The organism is Paenibacillus haidiansis (assembly GCF_036553665.1).
Lineage (GTDB): Bacteria > Bacillota > Bacilli > Paenibacillales > Paenibacillaceae > Fontibacillus > Fontibacillus haidiansis.
On the sequence record NZ_JAZHPZ010000001.1, the window covers coordinates 20962 to 43555 of the forward strand.

21 protein-coding genes are annotated in these 22594 nt (G+C 50.8%); 3 read left to right on the forward strand and 18 right to left on the reverse strand.

Going from position 1 to position 22594, the window contains the following annotated elements; genetic code table 11:
* Positions 1-5: 5 nt before the first annotated feature.
* The 9 genes from V3851_RS00085 to V3851_RS00125 form a co-directional block, all read right to left on the reverse strand.
* A complete protein-coding gene (locus V3851_RS00085) occupies positions 6-2075 on the reverse strand; it encodes a hypothetical protein (RefSeq protein ID WP_331844458.1) in 2070 nt (689 codons plus the stop codon).
* On the reverse strand, positions 2068-3987 hold the full coding sequence (locus tag V3851_RS00090; RefSeq protein WP_331844459.1) for a pilus assembly protein CpaF: 1920 nt from the start codon (positions 3985-3987) through the stop codon (positions 2068-2070). The genes V3851_RS00085 and V3851_RS00090 overlap by 8 nt, the downstream gene beginning before the upstream one ends.
* Positions 3987-4826, reverse strand: a complete 840-nt coding sequence (locus V3851_RS00095) for a hypothetical protein (RefSeq protein ID WP_331844460.1) — start codon at positions 4824-4826, stop codon at positions 3987-3989. The genes V3851_RS00090 and V3851_RS00095 overlap by 1 nt, the downstream gene beginning before the upstream one ends.
* A 1-nt stretch (position 4827) precedes the next feature.
* Positions 4828-5511, reverse strand: coding sequence for a hypothetical protein (locus V3851_RS00100; RefSeq protein WP_331844461.1), 684 nt, complete (start codon positions 5509-5511; stop codon positions 4828-4830).
* Positions 5512-5522: 11 nt separating this feature from the next.
* Positions 5523-6551: an SAF domain-containing protein gene (locus tag V3851_RS00105; RefSeq protein ID WP_331844462.1), complete on the reverse strand. Its 1029-nt coding sequence runs from the start codon at positions 6549-6551 to the stop codon at positions 5523-5525.
* Positions 6552-6858: 307 nt separating this feature from the next.
* Positions 6859-8109, reverse strand: coding sequence for a hypothetical protein (locus V3851_RS00110; protein ID WP_331844463.1), 1251 nt, complete (start codon positions 8107-8109; stop codon positions 6859-6861).
* Positions 8106-9194 carry a GGDEF domain-containing protein gene (locus V3851_RS00115; protein WP_331844464.1) on the reverse strand — a complete coding sequence of 363 codons (1089 nt, stop codon included), beginning with the start codon at positions 9192-9194 and terminating at the stop codon, positions 8106-8108. The genes V3851_RS00110 and V3851_RS00115 overlap by 4 nt, the downstream gene beginning before the upstream one ends.
* A gap of 233 nt (positions 9195-9427) precedes the next feature.
* Complete coding sequence (locus V3851_RS00120; protein WP_331844465.1) at positions 9428-9745, reverse strand: thioredoxin family protein; 318 nt, start codon at positions 9743-9745, stop codon at positions 9428-9430.
* Between the two features lie 76 nt (positions 9746-9821).
* The gene (locus tag V3851_RS00125; RefSeq protein ID WP_331844466.1) at positions 9822-10487 is read right to left on the reverse strand and encodes an MOSC domain-containing protein; all 666 of its coding nucleotides are present in this window, start codon (positions 10485-10487) and stop codon (positions 9822-9824) included.
* A 177-nt stretch (positions 10488-10664) separates the two neighbouring features.
* On the opposite strand from V3851_RS00125, the gene V3851_RS00130 reads away from it, so the two are divergent.
* Together V3851_RS00130 and adhP are read left to right on the forward strand one after the other, a co-directional pair.
* Complete coding sequence (locus tag V3851_RS00130) at positions 10665-11876, forward strand: oxalate decarboxylase family bicupin (protein ID WP_331844467.1); 1212 nt, start codon at positions 10665-10667, stop codon at positions 11874-11876.
* Positions 11877-11973: 97 nt separating this feature from the next.
* Positions 11974-12987 (forward strand): alcohol dehydrogenase AdhP, encoded by a 1014-nt coding sequence (adhP, locus tag V3851_RS00135; RefSeq protein ID WP_331844468.1) that lies wholly within the window; start codon positions 11974-11976, stop codon positions 12985-12987.
* Positions 12988-13068: 81 nt separating this feature from the next.
* Here the strand turns inward: adhP and V3851_RS00140 are convergent, their stop codons facing one another.
* The 7 genes from V3851_RS00140 to V3851_RS00170 all read right to left on the reverse strand — a co-directional run bounded on the left by V3851_RS00140 (position 13069) and on the right by V3851_RS00170 (position 19951).
* Positions 13069-14115 (reverse strand): ABC transporter substrate-binding protein, encoded by a 1047-nt coding sequence (locus tag V3851_RS00140; protein ID WP_331844469.1) that lies wholly within the window; start codon positions 14113-14115, stop codon positions 13069-13071.
* A gap of 118 nt (positions 14116-14233) precedes the next feature.
* Entirely contained in the window at positions 14234-15061 is an 828-nt protein-coding gene (locus V3851_RS00145; RefSeq protein WP_331844470.1) for an AraC family transcriptional regulator, read from the reverse strand.
* 23 nt (positions 15062-15084) lie between these two features.
* Positions 15085-16185, reverse strand: coding sequence for a GIY-YIG nuclease family protein (locus tag V3851_RS00150; protein WP_331844471.1), 1101 nt, complete (start codon positions 16183-16185; stop codon positions 15085-15087).
* 132 nt (positions 16186-16317) lie between these two features.
* On the reverse strand, positions 16318-16884 hold the full coding sequence (locus V3851_RS00155; RefSeq protein WP_331844472.1) for a hypothetical protein: 567 nt from the start codon (positions 16882-16884) through the stop codon (positions 16318-16320).
* 35 nt (positions 16885-16919) lie between these two features.
* A complete protein-coding gene (locus V3851_RS00160; protein WP_331844473.1) occupies positions 16920-17657 on the reverse strand; it encodes a hypothetical protein in 738 nt (245 codons plus the stop codon).
* Positions 17654-18979 (reverse strand): SPFH domain-containing protein, encoded by a 1326-nt coding sequence (locus tag V3851_RS00165; protein WP_331844474.1) that lies wholly within the window; start codon positions 18977-18979, stop codon positions 17654-17656. Before V3851_RS00165 ends, V3851_RS00160 begins: the two co-directional genes overlap by 4 nt.
* Positions 18980-19180: 201 nt before the next feature.
* A complete protein-coding gene (locus V3851_RS00170) occupies positions 19181-19951 on the reverse strand; it encodes an SDR family NAD(P)-dependent oxidoreductase (RefSeq protein WP_331844475.1) in 771 nt (256 codons plus the stop codon).
* Between the two features lie 245 nt (positions 19952-20196).
* Here V3851_RS00170 and V3851_RS00175 point away from each other — a divergent pair, with 245 nt between their 5' ends.
* The gene (locus V3851_RS00175; protein ID WP_331844476.1) at positions 20197-20931 is read left to right on the forward strand and encodes a cupin domain-containing protein; all 735 of its coding nucleotides are present in this window, start codon (positions 20197-20199) and stop codon (positions 20929-20931) included.
* 49 nt (positions 20932-20980) lie between these two features.
* On the opposite strand, the gene V3851_RS00180 is transcribed toward V3851_RS00175, so the two are convergent.
* Together V3851_RS00180 and V3851_RS00185 are read right to left on the reverse strand one after the other, a co-directional pair.
* A complete protein-coding gene (locus tag V3851_RS00180) occupies positions 20981-21778 on the reverse strand; it encodes an ABC transporter ATP-binding protein (protein ID WP_331844477.1) in 798 nt (265 codons plus the stop codon).
* Positions 21779-21867: 89 nt separating this feature from the next.
* On the reverse strand, positions 21868-22575 hold the full coding sequence (locus tag V3851_RS00185) for a FadR/GntR family transcriptional regulator (protein ID WP_331844478.1): 708 nt from the start codon (positions 22573-22575) through the stop codon (positions 21868-21870).
* Positions 22576-22594 lie beyond the last annotated feature (19 nt).

Consider the following 22594-nt stretch of genomic DNA (forward strand, 5'->3'; position numbering starts at 1 on the left):
CCCTTTTAAATAGATTGTATTTTAGTGGAAAGGTCGCTCAGTTGTCCGAACGACATGTACAGAAACGGAAATACAAGGTACAGCCCGATTAATAGCGCTCCCGGAGTCCAACCGATCATTTTCCCCCAGGACGTTTTCTTGCGGATCAGGCGTTCCAGCCGCTCCTTCTTCTGCTCCGCGTAATACTCCTGCTCCATTTCCAGATCGTCGAACGCGTCGTGAATCGAAATCTTCTCGACAGCCTGCAGCAGTCTTCGCACAATCCGCTCGAACGGTTCAAACGGCGCTTCTTGCTGCAGCGTCTTGAGGGCTTCCTCGGCGCCGCTGTCATAAGTGAGCAGCGCTCGCTGGATCGCCGGCTTGAAAATAATGCCGTACCGCTCCATCCATTCCAGCACCGACTCGACGGAAATCCGTTCGAACTCACACAGGATCGAGATCAGGACATGGAACTGGTCCACCTCGTTTTGCATTTCCAAAGCGCGCATTCGTCGTTGAAAAAGAAGGATCCAGAGCGGCAAGTTGTAACCGACAACTCCCATGGCAATGGCAAGCAGCAATTCATACCATTTCAAATATTCGCTGTTGATGACCTGAATTTTCTCCATAATCCGGTTGACAGTGGTATTCAAATCCACCGTCTCCATGCTGCCGCCGCTCTTTTGCACCTCTTCAACAACCCGATCCCGCGACAAATCCTTGGCATCCTTTAATTCGTTGATCATCTTGTTATCCGCTTCGGTGATCTCGCGGGCGCTTTGGATCTCCTGCTCGTTCATGTATCCCAGAATGTTCATATCCACTTTAGTCGGGTCATTGAAAATATGATGCACCGCATTCCAATGCAGAAATAAGCAGAGCACGAGCACCGCCAGGAAGCTTCCAATGCTTACCAACACCCGGTGCAAGAAGAACCATTCCATCGTGAGCGGGGAGTTGGCTTCTTTCAACAGCATATCGAGACGATAATGCTGCCGGGTATGATTGGCCGGAACGAGGCGGTCCACCAGCCACTTCAGCGGCGGCCATTTGCAGAGCTTCTTCTCCCATTGCTTCCGTTTGCCCTTGGTAACGTATTTCGCTTCATCGTTCTCGGACAGCTTGCGGATCAGCACATAGCTGATCACGGCGATCGCGTAGATGGATAATTGAATAATGTAGCCGATACGCCCTTCGTAAAATTCCTTCGTAATCGGGAAATAGCTCTCCCCCCAGCGCTTGAGCGGAAATGACAGCAAGATTGGCGCCAGGGCGATCATGGTCAGCCCGCCCAGCTTATAACGCAATCTTTGCCGTCTCAACAAATCGTATCTGATCTCTTGAACCAGCTTGTTGATCGCGTTCAAGTACATAGAGCCTTTTTGCAGCGTCCGGTCCCCGTATTCCTGAACCAGATGGGATATGCCCGAAAATACTTTCAAGTAGCGGTTGGGGGCGACGGCATAATAGTTTTCCAACCCTTTCGTAGGTTCGTTCGACACGAGAATTTCGTGTATTTTCTCCACCTGAAGCTTGATTTCGTGCGCCGAGACTTGTGCCGCCTGATAGATGGATTCATCCACCATCCGCAGCTCCTGATAAAAATGCCGGTCATCCTCGAGGAACTGGGCGAACTGCTTCAACTGCTTGTCTTCAATCCGGTTCACGAACAAATCGAGGAACATCTCGTTGACTACCACCGAAATCAGCACCCCGAAGAACACGGCAACCCAGCTTCTGCTGAAAATGCCCAGCAGGACGATCACAAGCAGCAGCGAGCCAAGAGACAGAAAAGTGATCCGCATCGTTTCCTTGCGAAGCGTGTATTCGTCATATGTATTAATTGCGGACAATCTTTTGCGGATGCGTTTCATCTGATGGCTGAAAATCGGCACGCTCTGCAACTTTGCATACGATTTCTGGTAGAAAACCAGCAGCTTGGGATGCGTAGCCCGTTTTCTTAAAGACCCCGTCGTCCAAACGCTGCCGAAATTCCGCTTGCGTCTTCTTTCTTTGAGAATCGTATAGACCAGGAATAGGCCGGAGGCCACGACGGCGATTCCGCTGATCAGGAGAATCCAGAACCACTTATTCATGGTGCTCCCCCCAATAATCCTTTAGAAATTGCCGGAATAAAACCCGGTCTTCCGAATTCATGTTAAACAGCATACTTTCAACCTTCTCGTCCGAAATCGGTGCGGCGGCCACATACTCGCCATCGCGATATTCGACGATATTGCGGGCGATCCATACCCGCCCGTTGTTGCGGCGAAAGACCTCTTTTTGCAATTGCAGGAGCGCATCCAGCTTGCTCTCGACGGTGTCGCCATAAGAGGAGGTACCTTGGCCCTCCAGCAAATCCATATCGTAACTAACCGGCATGATCTCGGTAATTCTTTCGATATAGCGTCTACCGTCATTTTCTTTGCGCAGGTGAACGTCCCATTTCACCGCATTGACAACCTGTTCCTCGGCAATTCGTTCATTCTGGAAGACACCTGTCTTCAGGAGCGAATTTCGCAAGGACCAAACCAGTTCTCTGGCCGTGGTGGCATGATGGGTGAACACCGTGAACAAGCTGGCGACCTGGGACATTTGAATCATCCATGAAGCGACGGGGTCGGTCGCAACTTCCCCCAGAATGTTGACGGAGCCGTCGGTTTTCTTCTGCAGATCCAGGCCCGCTTGTCCGGAAATGCTGTCCGTTTCCCTGAATGATAGCGTGTTTCGCTCCGGATAAAGTCTTCGCAAATGGAGCTCAAAGGTCATCTCCTGAATCCGCAGCGTTAAGGTGGCATATATGTATTTTACGGCAGCCATGACCAGACTGGTTTTCCCCGAGCCTTGAGGACCGGTAAAAGCGGTAACCTGGGCTCCCTTCATTAAAAACTTGATCAATTCTCTGGGCAGTTCCGCATTGCGGGCTTTCTGCGAAGAGATAAGCCTTTCCAGATTCATATTCGGAAGGTCGAATTTGCGGACGAAGAACGCCCAGCTTTCCGAAAAAGGCGGACGGACGACAACGACGCGCGAGCCGTCCTTCATTTCATTGACCTTATAACCGTTCGTCTCGGTTAATTGCCCCGGGTTATCGTATTTGTAAATGTTCTGGCAAACCCGCTTCAGCTCATTATCTGAACCAAAGCTGAGGAAAGACATATGGATCGATTTGCCACGAAAAAATATCCAAACGCTCTGATACCCCGGATATTGGGCTTGCTTCATCCCGTGCAGGAGCTCCATTTCATCCTCGATCATCTGCATGCTGACCGGGATACCGGATACCCCGCCGGATACGCCGTCGATCGACATATCCCTGATTTCATCGATGACCCCAAAGCCTTTGTAATGCTGATAAATCCGCTGGACTACGATATTCAGCTTATCCGAATAATCCATGACGCCTTTGTATTCTTTCTTGAAGATTCTGTCGATTTCTTCGCCCGTAATAATGTAAGAATCGACGGTTTGATCTTCGATGACCTTCTTCGGAACATCCAGCTCATATTTATCGATCCATTTGGAAAGGCCCTGGAAACCGTACTGCTTCTTGTATAAGTACAGCATAATGTCGAATTTGTCTTGATGTGTCAGCCTATCGATATCGTCGAAAGAGATGACCCGGTTGATATTGTCCTCATTGAAACCGTAATTGCGGTCGAGCAGATCATAAATATACTGCTTCAGGTAAACCTTCTCCTGGATATCGCCCGACGTTGCGTTCTTCATGGCGCTTCTAAGTTCCGCAACGATCGCCTGCCGCCGGCGATACTCTTCCCCGGTCAGCCCCATGTCCAACAGATTGCTGTTTACGTACTCGTTAATGGCTCTTTTCACATAAGTCAATATCGTATCCAGCTTGAAGTAGTCCTGATCCATGGCAGCCTTTGAATTCCGCCCATGATCCGCGGACTTCGGCTTTTGGTTCAATTTTAATGCCAGGAAAACTATCAGCGAAATTAGGATGAGAATGATAATTACAAAATTAACGGCAAAGGACAGCCCCATTATAAGGCCCTTCTTTCAAGATGATGGTTCGGCACGTAAACATGGGTTAAATCCAGAATGCGCCCGACAATTTGACCGATTTCCTTCATAAAGACGTAGTTCTCATGCTGCTTGTTCAAGTTTTTGCTCCGGGCGAAAAAGCCCCTAATATCACCGTCGTTGAGATGGTCCCGAAAATCAGTATTATAAGAAAGAGGGAATAGATCTCCCTTAAAGTTATACTTGGCCGCGATATTTCTGACCTTGTATTTGGAGTTGTGGTCGTACTGCCCGATGATCACAATATGGGGAATGCGATGCAAGGCTTCGGGCCAAAAACTTTTGGACGGGTCAAAATATTTATCGAGAACGTTCACGTCCTGATTCAGGCAAACAACGATCAAATCGGAATGTTCCAGCAAGTTATGCGAAACGGACTGATCGTTTCCGCTTTGACCGTCCAGCAGAATTGCATCGTAATATTCCTCGGCCTTGTCGAAAATAATGTTCATGACATCGATATCGGAAGGCTGTCTGCCCGGCTTCTCGGTCGTCTGCAGCAAATCGAGACGGCCGCGCTCAATAGGAAGCGCATGGTTCTTGATCGTATCCTTCTCCAGCTTGTTGCTCCGCGCCGCCCGTTCCAAGGCGTCGATGCCCCGGGCCGATACTTCGGCGAACTGCTTGTTGTATTGGGATATCGCACGGCCGAAAAATCTTTCCAGGGTGGAATCCCAGCATTGCGGCTGGGAAACCAAGGTTTTCGTATCATATTCGGAGCCGATGAAGGCCGCGGCCGCAGCCGCCATACTCGTTACGCCCAAGCCGTGCTGCATTCCCCAGAATGTCACTCTTCCCATCCTATTTGCTCCTCTCTGCCTTTTTCCAAAGTAGGTTGACCTGGGTCCCTTCCCATCCCGAAATTGATTCAACGATACCTTTGATCGCAAGCTTAAATTCGGGAGAAATTTTCTTAAGCTTTACGGTACTGGAAAATTGATTCTGGATTTTGCGGCTCAAATCCCTGTCTTCCGGCATGTAAATCAGCGACTCGTTCCAGTGGATCGGTAAATGGTCGTAAAGCCGGGTCAAATAATCCTCCGTTAAATTCCCTCCAGGCTCGCGAATCACTTTGGTCATATGGAGAGGAAGCCGTTCCTCCGGAATATTTCGGAGCATGGCTTCAAGCAAAGCTCCGTTTCCTTGCATCACGGGATTCTCGTAAGTCGTTACGAGATAGAACATGTCCGAAGACACGAAATTCCCAAGCTTGTCCGGATCGTCGGCATCGATAATGACATATTCGTAAGCCGCAGCCGCGATCAATTCCTCAAGCTCGGCGGCTCCGCCCAAAGATTCCGCTACATCAAAATTGTCATACTGCTGGACCTTTTTATCCATTTCCACATTGGGATACGCGTGCCGGTAGCGTCCTTGTCTGGTGAAATCCGCCAGTAAGACATCGTGCTGCATTCCCAGCAGCTTGCACACATAAAATAGAAGGTCTGTTTTATCACAATCACCAATAAAAACGGCCTGCTTCACTATTTTCTACCTTACTTCTTGATGGAAACTGACTCGCTATTATCGCTAAAGATCTGTTCCGAGCTCATCATGTTATTTTCCTGGCCAGCCTCCGTCCAGTTTGCATCGTCACTGCCGGCGCCGCCGTCAAGCAGCGGATTCTGTTGCGTGTCTCCGCTACCCTCAGTCTCTTCCATGCTGTATTCATAAGCCTTGGAATCCGTTGCGCTCTTGCCGCTTACATAGCTTTGGACATCTTCTGGAGACATCGATGCCAGATCCTGTTCCAATTTGGTTCTTGCTCTACGTTCCATCTCGTATTGTGCCGTCTCCACAATGTTCGGATCCGCTGCAATCAAATCCTGAACCAGCGGGTTCGGCGGATAAGTGACGGCCGCATCATCCTGCATATAAGGGTCAACGTAGCTTAGCGCATATATGGAAGCATCGTTGATATAAGCATCCACGATAGCGCTCGACATCGTGAGAATTTCTTTTTCGCTCATCTCGTACCAGATTGTTCCCGTAACCAGGTCCTTGACTTTTTTCTTGGACAGCACGATGTAATCCTGACCGGTTGGAAACTTGATGCGGACGTCGACAAAATCATTTTTTTGCAGCTTGATCGGCAGTTCGATCACTCTGAACTCCTGTATCCGCAAATCGTTCGGCGTCACCCCTTCTTCAAAAAGCATAGAGCCCGTAATCACGGCGTTCTGCTGCAGGGTGATCTTCGAGTATTTGCCGACAATCGCTTCCTTATCGACTGCATCGGCAGGCGCTGTGCTCACCGGGATACTGATCGTCTGCAAATCGGTTTCGAGCAGCTTCTCCCCCGCCGGAATGCTCTTGTTGACTACCGTAACGTCGACCCGTTCCTCGTTCAAACGCCTTTCCGCTTCATTCAATTTCAGTTCAATCTCCGACGTACGCTTTTCGTATTTGTTATGTAAATGATTAAAGAAGAGATAACCGAAAATAAAGCAAATTAACAGTACGGCAACGCCGCCGATCAGAGCGGCGATCAGCAGCCGTTTTTGTCGAAAACGAATCCTGGACATCCTCTTGCTCCTTCCGCTTTGTTCAGACTGGCTAACTTGAGAGTGATTTTGTTGTCCGATTTTGATGACTTCTGAATAAATGCCCCGATTCTCACACCTTCCTCCTTCAAACAGACGATCCAATATACCCATCAAGCCCCTAAATACAGGAAAATTATATCATATGGATTTTGAAAAATTTGTCGATTTCTGTATATTAATCTTTGTTGATGTGAAAAAATAGGAGAATTAGTCTGATCCATTAGACTCAGTAACAGACAAAAAACGCCAACCCTCGGATTTCCCAAGAATTGGCGCTGTCATTGTTTTATATAATTACTAATAGTGCTATCACCAACACAATAATAATCAGAACACATACCCCTATGACGCTGTATAGGATTGTCTTTGTCGAAGCTTTCTTCTTTTCCCCCATATATTTCTTCAGTAAATTGCTCATGAGAGAATCGCTATCCGCTTGAGGCTTATAGGGATCGGGGTGCGGCGGTATTCTGTAGATTAAATTCCCCGGCAGCTCTTTGCGGAGATCTTTGATCCCAAGCTTCTCGATAAAAGGGATGCAGTAAAGCCAGTTCGACTGATCCAGATGCTTATAACGCTCCCGGAACCGGATCAACTGCGCTTGCCTCCATTCGCTGCCCGCTCCGAGCACAAGCTGAACCCCGGCTCTGAAAAACTCCTCCCCCCAATCGCTCTCATCCGGATAACCGATATCGAGGATCAGATAATCGTATCCCAATGCAATCAGCTTGCCCATATCATCTTGATCGCTGCTTTTAAAATAATCGACGCCGTCGAGATTAAAGCGGGTGTTTTGACTCTCAAAGCCCTTAATTCCCTCATAAGCGTGTTCAATCCTCGTAAAATCCTTGTTGCTGTTCGCCTCTTTAATGGCGACCTTGTACCCTTTTCTATTCAGATAATTGGCGATCATGATGCTAAAGTGAGTGGCTCCCATCTTGGACTCCACTCCGATGACCGCCACCGTAATCGTGCCGATAATCCGGTCCTGCAAAATAATGCGCTCTTGCACCGGCAGATCCGGCAGTTCCATCTCCATTATGTCGGTTCCGTACATCGGGCCGGACTTCAAGTTGGAGGTGTAACGATAGATTCGCTCCTTAACCCGTTCCAGGTTGAACTCCGGGTCCTCCGCCGCAAGCGCGAGCGGCTCCTGCCCGCTGTTCGGCTGAAGCTTCGACAGGGGTTTCACGATCGATTTGGGCGATGTTCCGGGGGCGGTGGTGATTACCGTAATCCCCATATCCGCGAGCTGATGAACCATTCCGTCATCGTCCTGCCGGTCCAAAGCAATCACGATGATCGGAACCTGGCTCCGGTACGATTTGTACTGCCGCACTCCCTCCATAAAGGCCTTAGGCTCCGTACAGTCCAAATCCGTAATAAATGTGGAGATATGTATTCTGGCCGCGGATTGGCAATATTCCCAAAATTGCTCGGCCGTAAATCTTCCTACCTTCTCGTAGCTGATATCCGAATTGCCGATCGCCTCCAGCACATATGATGCAGATTTATTAGAGACTATGATCGCGTTCAAAATGGCACCCCGCTATCCGTCAATACTTTGCTTTGATCCAGGCTATAAATCTTGTCCATTCTATTCATCCGGGACCGCTGAGCCGATTTTTGGGCTTCCTGGATCACCTGCTCCGGATCGGTTTCCTCCCTGATGAGCATGCAACCCGTAAATATCGATTCCGGTAGCTCCGCTTCCAGCCTCATTCGGATCCGTTCGGCCAAATCGCCGATTTCGACGGAAGGCTTGGTTACCAGGACGATGAATCCGTCAGGAACGTAACGGCCCGATATGCCGTATTCCGCCGTATATTTCCGGATCGCGGCACCCAGATTTTTGACGATTTCGTCGTTGGATAAATTGATGTTATCCCGGCCGGCATCCATTTCAATATAGATCATTCCGTAAGCCTGTTTCCGGTTCAACCACTGCTGCGCCTGCTGCACAAAATGCTTCCGCGTAAACAACCCGGAGATTTCATCCCGAGTAGAGGTATAGGTCGCCGCCTGCATCATTCCGACAATGCGTTCGAACAACAAAGCGAACATAGCCAGCAGCGAGAGGATCAGAAATAGATTGCCGAACAAAAGCAGACGGTGCACCTTCGTAATCGCCCAGACAAACAGACAAAGCACATATACCCCATATAAGCCAAGCGAAATCGTATTTCTCAATTTCATTCCATCATCGGCAAATAATTTAAAGACGCAGTAGAATCCTAGACCTGCAACGGCCATCAACAGCAAAAGGGGCGGCATTTCCGGCGGAAGGAATAATGAGGCCGCCGCTGTCATTACCGTAAGAAAAGTAGCCCCAAGGTGAATATACAGTTTGTCCTCCCGCTTGGAGTAAAACAGGCGGAAGCTGTTGATCTGCTGCATGATAAACCCGCAGGTAAACAAGGAAGCAAAGAACAAAAACAAAACATTCAGCTCATGGGAAAACACGGCCATGCCAAAAGATGAAACCATAGCCAGCAAAGCGGCTCCCGTAAAATTCAAGTAAAGCTGATTCCTCCATTTCAGATACATCAATCCGCTCATCAGAAATAAGACGAGGCTCATCCCAATGACCAAGCCGTCTTGCAAGGCCTGAAATCGTTCCACTTCGAGTCCCTCCATCATGACAAATAATCAATCGACATCTCTCTAAGTATACCACCTAAAATATGAGAATTTTGTCGAAATATGAATGTTGATTTAAGATGAGGAGAATCGTTTTTGGAAAATAGCGAAAATTCATACGGCAATGTAGTACTTTGGAAACTAAAAAAACCGGGCATCCCTGCCCGGTCTTTCGCATGACTGCTTATTCATTTACCCCACGGATTCGAATTCCTTTAGTCCAACGAGGCAAGGTATTCCTTGATCTGCCCCGGCGTTTTGGCGAATTTGCTGTGCAGGTGGGCTACTTTTTCTCCGTTCCTGTAGACCAGCAGGCTAGGAATCCCGCGGACTTCGTCGGCCTCGGCCAGCGGCTGGAATTCCTCGGCATCGATCGCGTAGAAATCCTTATCCTCATGTTCTTTGATGATGTCGCCGATAAAACGGTCGAGGTTTTTGCAGTCCGGACACCACGTCGTGTCGAATTTCATCACGGTATATTGGTCCCGCCCGATTAAATCACGGAATTGTTGTTCCGATTGTACTCTTTCCATCTGTTTTCTCTCCTTTGTTCTTTGCTCTGGCTGCATGGCTTCAATCGCTGTATAAGCCGAATATAAAGACACATATTTATTTTACAGTATCGCTCTCAAGACGGTCCAGCCGTTTGGACAACGTATCTCTCCAGCTTTCCGACAGTGCGTCGACGTCAAGGATCTTTTGAATCTCCTCCGCCGGAACATCCTTGCCAAACATGACCCGATTCGCATCGGCGATCGTGACGGCTTTCGGATGATGGGAAATCAGAATCAGACTATCGGATTTCGAGACATTCCCTTCCTTCAGGACACGGAAATAGAACCCGGTGAAGCCGGTTTCCTGTACCTTTAACTGCATATCCGGTACGCCGTATCGCGCGGAGATTTTATAGCAAGGCTGCCGCGGCTGGCTGACCTGGACGACCGCCTCCCCGAACTGAAACGTATCGCCGATGCGGACTTCCTGTTCCGTAATCCCCCGAATTGTCAGATTTTCGCCGAATGCTCCGGACTCAAGCCTCCTATGTAATTGCTCCTCCCAATAGGGATAATGCTCATAACAGTAAACGCATACCGCTTTGTCCCTTCCGCCGTGGTGTACCAAATCGGCCTGCCCGTCGCCGTCCAAATTCAGCAATGATAAAAAAAGAGGCCCGTTTACAGGCGACTTGAATATGCCGGAGGATACTTCCTTTTTATTATACTGCAATGGCCTCGGCTTGCCCGTATTCATCGAAACAACCTCGATACTCCCCATTTGTAACCACCTCCGATTTTGATTTATCCGCAAGAGAAACGATTCTGATACATTGTCCGCAACAAATCTTCTATTGAGTATAATACAGACCTTTGACCGAGACAATCCAATGATAATGCGCCCCAGCCGCTCATAAACTGGATAATGGAAGATTATAATAGGAGGACGATTTCAAATATGAGCGATCTTTCGTGGAAAAAAACGCCGATTCCCCAGCCGATCCGCCCGGACGGAGCCGGATACATCGACAAGGGGCCGCGCGATGTTTTGCGCGATCTGCAAAATCCGGACCTGCTCGTTCCACCGGTCACCGATAACGGGCTGATACCGAATTTGCGGTTTTCTTTCTCCGATGCGCATATGCAGCTGAACCATGGCGGCTGGTCCAGGGAGGTAACCGTCAGGGAGCTGCCGGTCGCCAAGACGCTGGCCGGAGTCAATATGTGCCTGACCCCGGGAGGCGTGCGCGAGCTGCATTGGCATCAGCAGGCGGAATGGTCGTATATGCTGTGGGGCAGCGCCAGGATCACCTCCGTCGATCAGAACGGGCGGAATTTCATCGCCGACGTGGGCCAGGGCGATCTTTGGTATTTCCCTCCCGGCATCCCCCACTCCATTCAAGGCCTGGAAGAGGGCTGCGAATTTCTGCTTGTTTTTGACGACGGCGGCTTCTCGGATCTGAACACCCTGTCCATCTCCGACTGGTTCGCGCATACGCCGAAGGAAGTATTGTCCGCCAATTTCGGCGTCCCGGAATCGGATTTCCAATCCGTACCGAATAGACAAGTCTACATTTACCAGGATAAAGTTCCCGGCCCGCTGGAGAGTCAGGCGGTCCCGTCCCCCTATGGAACGGTCCCTCTGTCCTTCAAGCACCGGCTTCTCGCCCAACAACCGCTGAAAACCTCCGGCGGCAGCGTCCGCATCGTGGATTCGTCCAACTTCCCTATCTCCGCCACGATCGCCGCCGCGCTGGTAGAAATTGAGCCGGGGGGGATGAGAGAATTACACTGGCACCCCAATAACGACGAATGGCAGTATTACCTTACCGGACAAGGCAGAATGACCGTATTCGCCGGGAACGGCGCCGCCCGTACCTTCGATTACAGAGCCGGCGACGTCGGCTATGTTCCGTTTGCCTTTGGTCACTATATTCAAAACACCGGCACGGAGACACTTTGGTTTCTGGAAATGTTTAAAAGCAACCGCTTCGCCGACGTTTCCCTCAATCAATGGATGGCGCTCACCCCTGCGGAACTGGTCGAGTCCAACTTACGGGTCGGTCCCGATTTCATCGGCAAATTGCACAAAGTGAAGGAGCCCGTCGTCAAGTATCCGGGCTACGCCAGCCCGAAAAATGAAGGTATGCCTCCCGGCGGAACTAGCTAACACAGAGACATAGGTCATGCTTCTCGTATGTATCAAATATATTTCGGAAATAATATTGTGAATATATTCACTATTATTGAAAAAGTGAGGGAATAAAATGAAAGCAGCCGTCGTTCACGAGTTTCACGGAAATTTGGAAATCAAGGATGTCCCTAAACCCGAAGCCGGGCCCGGGCAAGTGTTGGTGCACATCGAAGCCTGCGGGGTTTGCCATACCGATTTGCACGCCGTTCACGGCGATTGGCCCGTCAAGCCGATCATGCCGCTTATCCCCGGTCATGAGGGCGTTGGCGTCGTAGAGCGGCTCGGAGAAGGCGTAACCCATCTCCGTGTCGGCGATCGCGTCGGCATCCCCTGGCTCTATTCGGCCTGCGGGTACTGCGAATATTGTCTGACCGGCCGGGAGAACCTGTGCCCGAATCAGCAGAATGCCGGTTACTCCGTCAACGGAAGCTATGCTGAATATTGCCTGGCCGATGCCGATTATGTCGTCAAAATCCCGGATAACCTGGATTTCATCGAGGCGGCCCCGCTGTTCTGCGCCGGCGTTACCGTATACAAGGCGCTGAAGGTATCGGAGGCGAAGCCCGGCCAATGGGTGGCCATCTACGGCATCGGCGGGCTTGGGCATCTTGCCGTACAGTATGCCAAAGCGATGGGCATGAACGTCGTTGCCGTCGATACGTTCGACGAGAAGCTGGATCTGGCCAAGAGCCTCGGAGCGGATCTTGCGGTGAATCCCAAACAGGAGGATTCCGCAGAATGGATTAAACAGAAAATAGGCGGCGTGCATGCCGCGGTTTGCACAGCGGTGTCCAAACCCGCCTTCGACCAGGCATACCGTTCGATCCGAAGAGGCGGATCCTGCGTCCTGGTCGGGCTTCCGCCGGAATCCATGGACGTGCCGATTTTCGACACGGTGCTCGGCGGCATCAATCTGGTCGGCTCCATCGTCGGCAGCCGGCGCGACCTGCAGGAGGCGCTGCAGTTGGCGGCCGAAGGCAAAATCAAGGCGATTATCGAAACGAAGCACTTGGATGATATCAACGAGGTTTTCAGAGATCTTGAAGAAGGCACAATCAACGGCAGAGTCGTGCTGGATATGCGCTAAAACGCCAATAAGACATATAGCCAAGTTTCCGTATGCCTATTTTCGGCAGCGGAGGCTCGGCTATTTTTTCAATCTCAAAACCTATTGCAGCGCCTCAACGATCGCCTGGATACCGTAGCTTTGGCCGATCGGCCCATAGCCCAGCGCCAGCTCGCCGTTGATCGGATAAACATGGCCGTTCTTTACGGAGTTCAAGCTGCCCCAAACGCTCCCCTTCTCCCATTCGTCGGTTAAAGCCGGCAATGATTCGTCCGTATAATTGAAATATCCCAGGAACAGATGATCCGGGTTCAATTGATACAGGCCTTCAAGCGACATCTCCGCGCCTTCGGCCATAACGGGATCCTCCGGCGCGGTCAAACCGAGTTCGTCATAATATCGGCCGAGATAATTGGTTCCTTGCAAATATACCGCCTTTTCGCGGACCTGAACGAAAGCAACCGTTCCATTGACGCCCGAAAGCTTCTCTTTAGCCGTCAGAATTTGCTCGTTGAATTGCCCGATATATTCGGCTGCCCTTTCCTCCTGCCCCAGAATCTCTCCGATTTTGGCGATGACGGCCGGCCAGTTCGTCCATACGTCATCCTTCGTTTCATCGATAAATACGGTTGTCGCGATCGCGGATAATTGCTCGCCGATCTCCTGATTCAAGGTGCCCCCGGCGATGATCAGATCCGGCTCATACGCGAGAAGCTGCTCCAGATTTACTTCGGTGTTCTCCCCCACAATCTCCAGGTCCTTGATTTTGTCCACATACAGCTTATAAGTTTCCGTATGCAAAACCGATTGCTTATACGTAAAGGGCAAGGCCAGCGCAACGGACGGTACGTCAAAAATCAAAATGGCGTCATTGTAGCCCCAATGGACGACCGCGACCTTCTCGGGCTTTTTCTCGATCGTAACCTTCCCTTGGGCATCGGTTATCGTCCGCGGGAAGGCGCCGCCGCTTTCCTCATTCCCGCCGTTTTCTTGTTCCTGCTGCGGCGGGGAGGCATTTCCTTGCGGAGCTCCGGCCTGGTTTTGTCTTGACCCGCCGCCCGAACAGGCGCTGACGAGGAAGACAAGGCAAATCAATGCCGCGATCATGGCTTTTCCCGTATGTTGAAGAGCTGCAAATCTGTTGTTCATATCTCCTGCTTCCTTTCCGATTGCATATGTAATATATGATAACGATTCTCATTATCAAATAATACAATAACACCGGTACCCCGCCATGAAAATAGACAATTTCCGAGATTACGATGGACTATTTTCCACGTTCTCTCAAGCTTACGCGGCTTGGCGGGAGCCCCATATGCTTTTTGAATAGCCGGCTGAAATAATAGGCATCGCTGTACCCGACGCTGCGCGCCACTTCACTTACCGGAAACTGCCCGGAAACAAGCAGTTCGTGAGCCCGGCTCATCCTGAACCGGATCAAATAATCGATCGGGCCGATCCCGGCATACTTACGGAAGATGTGGGAAAAGTTCTTTTCCTTCATTCCGAAGCGGGTAGCCAGTCTTTTCAAGGTTAGAGGCTCCATATAATGCCGCCGTATATACTCCATCGCCTGTTCGACAATCGGATAGCTTTCATTATTCTGCCGGTGGCGTTCATCGAGCAATACCTTACCCAGCAGCTGGTAAAATAAAGTTTTCTTCTCCAACTGCTCGATATACGCGGGTACGGTCGCCGCATACTGCAGCCGGTCCAGCAATTGCAGCGTCCCCGGATCGAGGCTCACCTGGAGAGCGCTCACCGAGGTCAAGATTTCCCTCTCGCTCGTATGCGGATCGGCCGGCAAATAATGAACAAGAAAATAATCAAACCCGTCGTAGCCGACCTGGATCTCAAGCTCCATCCGATATCCGCCGACAAGCACGCTGCCCGGCTCTAATTCGTAGCTCTGCGTTTTCTGGAACGTAAACACAGCCTGCCCGCGAAGTCCGATGATTAGCGCGCATTTGGAGGTCGGCCGGTCGACATGCCCGCGGTACGCTCTTCCCGCTTCGAGCGAAGTCCGGTATACCTCGTAAACGTGTACGGGCACCTGCGCGAACGCTCTGGCCAATTCTTCATAATACGGTCCCATGATGGTCTGACCTCCGATTCACATTAACTGGAAAGTTCAGCGGTGGCGGCGGTACAGCCGAACAAGGCATCGAGCGCCTGAACCAGCACGGTATCCTCCCCATGGTTCAGCCATTCCTCCGGAATGATCGCATACTTGCAGCCGCTGCCCTGCAGATAACTGTAAATAATCCCCGCCTCATCGACCTCATCACGGGTGATTTCTCCGCCAAAGCCCAAACCGTAGTTGTTCCCGAATTGGCTCCGCACCAGCTCCTTGACGGTAACCACCAGCTTGTCCGTTTCAGAAGACGATGTATCCAGCATTTGGCTATAAATAATTCTGTTCCGTTTGACGAAAAACAGTTTGCTAGTGTCTTCCCCCAACGGTTCAAGAATAACGATATTGCGGTTTGCCGCCGTAAATTCGATGACTTTCTCTTTATTCAGCAGGATGTTCAAATGCTCGATACAATTTCGGAATTTCGCGGCCTTCTCGAAATCGTACCGTTCCGCCGCCGCATGCATTTGGAGCTCCAGTTCCTCGTACAATCCCCGGTCGCTTCCGTTAAACAGGGCAATAAACCGGTCCAGAATCGAATTGAATTCCCGTTCCGCTTCCCCGCCCATGCACATCCCGAGGCATAATCCGAGCGAATGGTTCAAGCACGGGCTGCCGGTGATGGACTGATTGCAGGCGATTCGCAAACATTCCCGAACCTCTTGCATGGCTTTCTCCACCGTGTTTCTGCTTACGGCATAAGGTCCGAAACAAATTTGGCCGTCTTCCCCGGCCGGGTTGTTGTCGATCTCAATCCGGCGCATCCCCCGGCCGTTTCGGATAACGATATAGGAATAAGCGAGCGGGTTTTTCATCTTTTTATTGTAAACGGGCTTAAGCTCGTGAATGAGCTTGCATTCGAGCATGAATGCCTCGAACTCGGTATCCGTGAGCCGGTACTCCATATCTTTAATCTGACTCACCATTCTTTTCACTTTCGTGGAATGAGACTTCGAGTTGTAAAAATACGATTGCACCCGCTGCTTCAAATTTTTTGATTTGCCGACGTAGATAATGCCGCCCAAGGAATCCTTCATTAGATAAATCCCCGGCGACGAGGGGAGATTGCGCAGGAATTCTCTCATTTTATAATCCCCTCCTTCTCTCATTCAGGACAATTATAGCCGCAAACCAAGTCTATGAAAAGCAAGTTCGCGCTTGAAGGCAGCAAAAAGAGCGAACCCCGTTAAAGCGATCCGCTCTTCATAATCAAAAATTTATTTTGCCTTGTAAGGAACCACTGTGCCGCAAAACTCGCAATTCGCGGTTTGGCCCGGATAAACGGCCGTTTTGGCGCCGCACCCCGGACAATCCAGGGAAACCGGCTCTTTGGCCGCTGCGGCCGTCGCCTCGTTGGCGAATCCGCCCGCCGCTCCAAAGAAAGTATCGATGATCGGCCCTACGTTTATATCCACATTGATCTTATTTTTATTGCTTTCTTGTTTGATTTGTTGCTGTACAAAGTCGTTTACGGACTTGGCGTCATAAGGCTGAAAGGCCTGCGGCGGAACTCCCGGACGAGGCCGCGGCGCCTGATTCGGCCCCGGAGCGTAATTAGGTCTCGGGCCGCCTTGATTGGGATGGTTAGGCTGCGAAGCCGCCATTTTCTTGGGCGCCTGCAGCATTTTGACGCTGCCGAAGACCAATAGCGCTCCCGGAGTCAAGAAGAAAATAATGCTGAGCACCGGGCCCTCTTCATCGAACAAGAAAATAAAGCCCAGCAAGAGAAAAAATGAAGCAAAAATGGCCATTAGTATGCCAATGATTAATTTGACTGTTTTCATGCAAAAAATCCTCCTAAACCTGTGAACGCTGATCCTTATTTAGAAATTAACACCTGTTCGTTGCGTAGCGTCAGAGACTGCCCGAGTTCCCGCAGGCGGCGAAGCGTCAAGTCAAACGGCGGCGCCTCAATATCTCCCTCGGCCGCATTCGACAATTCCTCGTCCAACAAATGGATTTGGTACAGCATCTGCTGATCCGTCATTTGCAGCGACTCGGGAGTGACCGGATCGCTGTATTTCACCTTCTCGATCAACTGCGCAAGCACAGATTTCAATTCGCTCAACTGCGGTTCCTCATAGGCGGGAAGCTTCCCGAGCAGCCGCTTCAGCGCCGCTTCCATCTCGTGCAAGGCCGCAACTTGCTCTCTCGTTTCCTCCTCTTTGGCCGCGGTAAAATTTATAAATATCAAAATGATTCCGCCGATCACCACAGCGGCCGCCAAGGTCAGAATATGCAAGATCGTATACGCTCCCGGAAGGAAGGCGTCCGACAGGAGCGAATAAACGATCACCGCCGCCAAATAGCCGACCACGATCACACCCAGACCCGTATAACCGGGGATCATCCGGTTTACCCGCTCATAATTTTGAATCCAATAATGCGCATAGAACCATACGGCCGTCTCCGCCAATATCAAGGTGACGAGAGAGAGCCAGAACGAGGAAGAGAACAAGTTAAACGGAAGGAGCGAAATATATACGGTGAGCGATGCGATCAGCACCACGGCGTACAAAACAAAGGCAATGGCCGTCCCGTTCCGCTTCAGCATCATTGGCCGCCTCCCTCCGTCTGATTACTGCCGCATTGCGGACAAAATTTCTGCCCCGGCTCCAGCTCGTGCTGGCAGTTTTTGCATTTGGCCTTGGCGGCGGAGACACTTGTTCCGCAGCTTGCGCAAAATTTGCTGCCGGCCGGCACTTCCTGACTGCAGTTCGGGCAGCGGCTGGCCAGCGGCTCTTTGCAGTTGACGCATTCGGTCGCGCTCTCCGGATTATCGGTACCGCATTTCGGGCAGGCATGATATTTGTCCCCGCAATTCGGACAAAATTTCGCGCCCTTCAACAAGGGCGAGCCGCAGGCGTTGCACGTCGTGAGTGATTCCATCCCGGTTTGCACCGTCTGTTCGGCCAAAGGCTTGCCGCAGGCGCTGCAAAAAGCGGATCCCTCATCATTGGCATGCCGGCAGCTTCCGCAAATGCGGGATTGGTTCGCCGTGCCCAATACCTTGGTCATTTGCGACATTTCATTGCTCAACGGCCCGCCGACGCCGTACCCCATGCCGAGCCCGATTCCCGCGCCCATGAGTCCCGCTTGCATGCTGCCTTCATTTTTCGCGGCCCCTTCCAGTGTATTGAACGTCCGTTCCTGCTGATAGGTGAAGCCGATAATGTCCATTTCCGCTTTACGGGCCAAGGCCTCTCTTAAACGGATGACGGAAGGGTCATCTTCCGGCAAATTGATATTATGTATATACAGATTAAGCAGACGAATCCCGTATTCTTCAAGCGCCGGAGCAAGGCTTTGCTCGAAATGGGCGGACATCTCCCCGATGAAAGCATTGATCTCCAGCACGCTGATTCGTTTGTTGACCAAATACGAGGACAGCATGGAGTTGATATTCATCGTGATGATGCCGCGGAAATATTCGACCAAATGATCTTGCGTAAACGCTCTTAACGTTCCCACCAGTTTGACCAAAAACTTGCGGGAGTCTTCGATCTGAATGCCGAATTGGCCGAAGGCTCTTACGGGCACGATGATATTGTATTTGGGATCCTGCAGATGTACCGGTTTGGGAGTGCCCCATTTTACATCCAGGGAGCTTGCCTTATTGACATACCATACTTCCGCCGCGAAAGGCGAGTTGCCCCCGAACGGCAGGTTGATAATATTGCTCAATATCGGGATATTGGCCGTACTCAAGGTATGGCGTCCCGCGCCGAATAAATCCAGCGCTTTACCGTCTTTGAACAGGATCACCTCCTGCGACTGATTCACGATGAGCTGCGTCCATGTTCCGAGTTCCGCATCCGGATGCTTCCAGGCAAACACATCCGGGGACCCGTCATATTTGATTACTTCGATTAAAGCCATTGCTGATTCCCCACTTCTTACAAAAATAATCTGGCATGCCGTAAATTACAATCTAACTTGATACCTTTCTCCTATTTACTTATTCGAGATTTCCGCTTTGTATCCTTCCGGGGAATCGTTTTTTCGCGGAATAAAAAAGAAAAAGCATTTCCCAAGGCGGGAAATGCCTTTCATATTTATGGAAAGGGAGCAGCGGCGATCTTATCGGCTGGTGTAACCGGCATCCACGTGCAGCGTGGTACCGGTAACGTAGGAAGACATATCGGATGCCAGCCACAGACTCGCTTGAGCAATTTCCCGGGGCTGTCCGAACCGGTTCAGTAAACTGAGCTGCGGCGCATACTCCTCTTCCTTGAAACCGAATTGCTCCAAGGCGCCCCGCAGCATTGGAGTATCGATCGCCCCCGGGGCCACCGAGTTGACCCGGATATTTTTGTCGCCGTTTTCCATAGCGGCCACCTTGGTCAAGCCGACAACACCGTGCTTGGCCGCCACATAAGCGGGATTTGCCGGCTGCGGCCGGAAGCCGCTGACCGAGGAAATATTAATGATCGATCCGCCGTTCCCCTGTTTGATCATCTGCTGCAGTTCATATTTCAAGCACAATGCCGTGCCTTTAAGGTCAATACTCATCAGCCTGTCCCAATAGGCTTCGTCAAATTCGGCGACCGGCTTGTCGTCCGGAGTCAGCGCCGCATTATTTACGGCCACATCGAGCTTGCCGTATTTTTCCACCGTCGCCTTGACCATCGCTTGAACCTGCTCGGAGTTGGAAATATCCACTTTGAAGAAAAAGGCTTGCCCGCCCGCGCTCTCGATGTCCGTAACGGCTTGGCGTCCCTTCTCCTCGTTCAGATCGGCCACGACGACCTTTGCTCCGGCTTCGGCGAATAATTTGGCCGTTTCATAGCCCATCCCCATTGCCGCTCCCGTAACGATAGCCACCTTGTCTTGAAGTACCGGGTAAGTCATGTTTCATCATCCTTCTTTCCGTAGATTGATCGCATGCTGATTCAATATAGACTTAACCACGCGTCAACCCTATTATACCTTTAAAATTTTAATCTTTTCAAAAAGGGCCGGATTGCGGATTCGGCCGGTTGTAATTCCGTATGTAATGAATCAGACAGGCACATTTGCCCATATTCGCCAATACCATAATGATGTAAATAGGCAAACAACTCAATTTGAAAGGCAGGATCACGATGATTTCCTACATGGATTTTACATCCCCGAATGTGCAATATTTCTTTGACCTGCGGAATAATCAATATTTTAAGAAAGACGACCGGAATTATATCAACGCCCTCTCCATTAAGCAATTGAACACTTTGGGCAATGTGTCGCTGCTGGATATTTTTCTGAGCAAATCCAATGTGGTCGAGCCTCACATTCATCAGAACGCATCCGAACTCGTCTACTGCATTTCAGGGGCGGCGGTCGTTTCTTTAATCAATCCTTTTACCAAAAAACTCGTCAACATTCCAATCACCCCCCAGCAAGTGGCAAATGTCCCGCAAGGGTGGTGGCACTATGAGATCGCTACCGTCGATAACACCCATATTCTGGCTATCTTCGACGCCCCGATCCCCGAGTTTATCGGCGGCTCCGACTTGCTTCGTCTCACTCCGGCGGAAATTTTCGCGCATACTTACTGTCTGAATGAAGAGCAGGTCAAGGCCACGCTGGCGCCGATCAAGGACACGGTGGTCATCGGTCCGCCCGCCGATTGCCCGAAGACCGTGGCCGCTCAGCATATGCCGCAGATGAACGCCGCTCACCCCAACGCCAATATGGTTCATCCCGCTTCGGTTTATCCAAATGCGAATATGCCGTTCCATCCTTATCAAGGCCAAACGCCTTCGCAAGGCTATATGAACCGCGGCGGTTATCCGCGGCAAAACATCATCGGCAACGGCGGACAATATATTCCCGGTTGGCCGGGAAACTAAAAAAATCGCACAAAAAATAAGGAGCTTGCAAAAGCTCCTTATTCAATATTTACGCTTGTCCGTCGTCCTTTTGCGGAATGCTGAGCCATGCCCGTTCGTTTTGCCAGGTTACTTGGACCGGCGTTTCAAAGAAGGTCGACAAATTTTCGCTCGTGAGCATCTCTTTGGAGCCGCCTTGCGAGAACTGCTCACCTTTGCGGATCAGCAGCGATTTGTTGAAGATCGGCAAAATCTCTTCGATATGATGGGTCACAAACAGCATGGACGGCGCGTCGGGGCTGGCTGCGAGCTCGGTGATGCTGGACAGCAACGCTTCCCGTGACAGGAAATCGAGCCCGTTGGTCGCTTCGTCCAGAATGAGCAGCTTGGGGGAGGGCATGAGCGCTCTGGCGATCAAGAGCTTCTGTTTCTCGCCCTGCGAACAGGATTGATAAGTGCGGTCATACAAATGAGAACAGGACAACCGTTCCATTAATTCCTTGGCCTTCTGGAAATCCTGTTCATCCGGTTCGGCATACAGGCCGATGGAGGCATGCTTGCCGCTGATCACGATATTCTGCGTCTTGTCGGAAGCGTACAATCTCTCCTGAAAGGAAGAACTGACCCAACCGATCGATTTGCGCAGCTCCCTCAAATCTACGGTACCGAAAGGCAGTCCCAATACGGATACCTGCCCCCGGCTCGGCCAGATGTAACCGTTGATCATATTGAGCAGCGTCGTTTTCCCCGACCCGTTCAAGCCCAGGATGGCCCAGTGTTCCCCTTCATTCACGCGCCAGTTAATATCGTTCAGGATTAATTTATTGTCCCTGGACCAGCTTACCCCGTTCATTTCGATAATGTTCATCTATTTACTCTCCCCTCGTCCTAGTTGAAATCATTGTATTTCTGATTACATCTTATCATCTGATGTTTATGAGTGAACATTTTGCTAGGCTAGTCTTGCCGCATCTTTTTCTTCAATTGCTGAACGGTGCCATCCAGATTCATCAGCGTCCACTGCTCGGCCGCATCCGCGTCCCGCTCCAGAATCGCGGTATATAAGCTTTCATGGTACGCAACATGTGGGTCATGCACATTCCGGTCTTTAACCAAATTCCGCAGCGCGTCCAGCAGCACGGAAGAAAATGTGCGGAACAAATCGGCGGCGACACTGTTTTTACTGGCGACGGCCACGGACAGATGGAAATCGATGTCCGCAAGCAGGTAAGCCTCCATATCGTCTTCGTTTAGCGCGGCCATTCTCCGGTCCAGGCAATCGCGCATCGCCTGCAAATCCTTCTCTTCCCGCCGCCCGGCCGCAAGTCTTGCCGTCTCCAGCTCCAGCATTTTTCTGACTTCATAGACTTCGAGGATTTCCGCCCGTTTCAGCCTTTGCGCCAGCGGCTCCTGGATGACCGGGCTTACCTTCAAATAGGTGCCGAATCCCTGTCTTTTCTCCAGCAATCCGGCATGAACCAGCACCCTTACCGCCTCGCGGATCGTGGACCGTCCGACACCGAATTGCTCCATCAGTTCCGGTTCGGTCGGAATTTTGTCGCCCGGCTGCAGCCCGCCCTCGGATATTCTCTTCTGCAGCTGATTGACCACATCGTCGACCAGCCTATGCCTGTTCAACGGTTCAAAAGACAGTTTAGAATTCATCAGATCATCTCCTGTTTCG

Excerpts from the sequence above, each read along its gene's own strand:
- V3851_RS00085 (WP_331844458.1), bottom strand. The coding sequence starts at position 2,075 with ATGAATAAGTGGTTCTGGATTCTCCTGATCAGCGGAATCGCCGTCGTG.
- V3851_RS00090 (WP_331844459.1), bottom strand. The coding sequence starts at position 3,987 with ATGGGGCTGTCCTTTGCCGTTAATTTTGTAATTATCATTCTCATCCTA.
- V3851_RS00095 (WP_331844460.1), bottom strand. The coding sequence starts at position 4,826 with ATGGGAAGAGTGACATTCTGGGGAATGCAGCACGGCTTGGGCGTAACG.
- V3851_RS00105 (WP_331844462.1), bottom strand. The coding sequence starts at position 6,551 with ATGTCCAGGATTCGTTTTCGACAAAAACGGCTGCTGATCGCCGCTCTG.
- V3851_RS00120 (WP_331844465.1), bottom strand. The coding sequence starts at position 9,745 with ATGGAAAGAGTACAATCGGAACAACAATTCCGTGATTTAATCGGGCGG.
- V3851_RS00125 (WP_331844466.1), bottom strand. The coding sequence starts at position 10,487 with ATGGGGAGTATCGAGGTTGTTTCGATGAATACGGGCAAGCCGAGGCCA.
- V3851_RS00130 (WP_331844467.1), top strand. The coding sequence starts at position 10,665 with ATGAGCGATCTTTCGTGGAAAAAAACGCCGATTCCCCAGCCGATCCGC.
- adhP (WP_331844468.1), top strand. The coding sequence starts at position 11,974 with ATGAAAGCAGCCGTCGTTCACGAGTTTCACGGAAATTTGGAAATCAAG.
- V3851_RS00140 (WP_331844469.1), bottom strand. The coding sequence starts at position 14,115 with ATGAACAACAGATTTGCAGCTCTTCAACATACGGGAAAAGCCATGATC.
- V3851_RS00145 (WP_331844470.1), bottom strand. The coding sequence starts at position 15,061 with ATGGGACCGTATTATGAAGAATTGGCCAGAGCGTTCGCGCAGGTGCCC.
- V3851_RS00150 (WP_331844471.1), bottom strand. The coding sequence starts at position 16,185 with ATGAGAGAATTCCTGCGCAATCTCCCCTCGTCGCCGGGGATTTATCTA.
- V3851_RS00155 (WP_331844472.1), bottom strand. The coding sequence starts at position 16,884 with ATGAAAACAGTCAAATTAATCATTGGCATACTAATGGCCATTTTTGCT.
- V3851_RS00160 (WP_331844473.1), bottom strand. The coding sequence starts at position 17,657 with ATGATGCTGAAGCGGAACGGGACGGCCATTGCCTTTGTTTTGTACGCC.
- V3851_RS00165 (WP_331844474.1), bottom strand. The coding sequence starts at position 18,979 with ATGGCTTTAATCGAAGTAATCAAATATGACGGGTCCCCGGATGTGTTT.
- V3851_RS00170 (WP_331844475.1), bottom strand. The coding sequence starts at position 19,951 with ATGACTTACCCGGTACTTCAAGACAAGGTGGCTATCGTTACGGGAGCG.
- V3851_RS00175 (WP_331844476.1), top strand. The coding sequence starts at position 20,197 with ATGGATTTTACATCCCCGAATGTGCAATATTTCTTTGACCTGCGGAAT.
- V3851_RS00180 (WP_331844477.1), bottom strand. The coding sequence starts at position 21,778 with ATGAACATTATCGAAATGAACGGGGTAAGCTGGTCCAGGGACAATAAA.
- V3851_RS00185 (WP_331844478.1), bottom strand. The coding sequence starts at position 22,575 with ATGAATTCTAAACTGTCTTTTGAACCGTTGAACAGGCATAGGCTGGTC.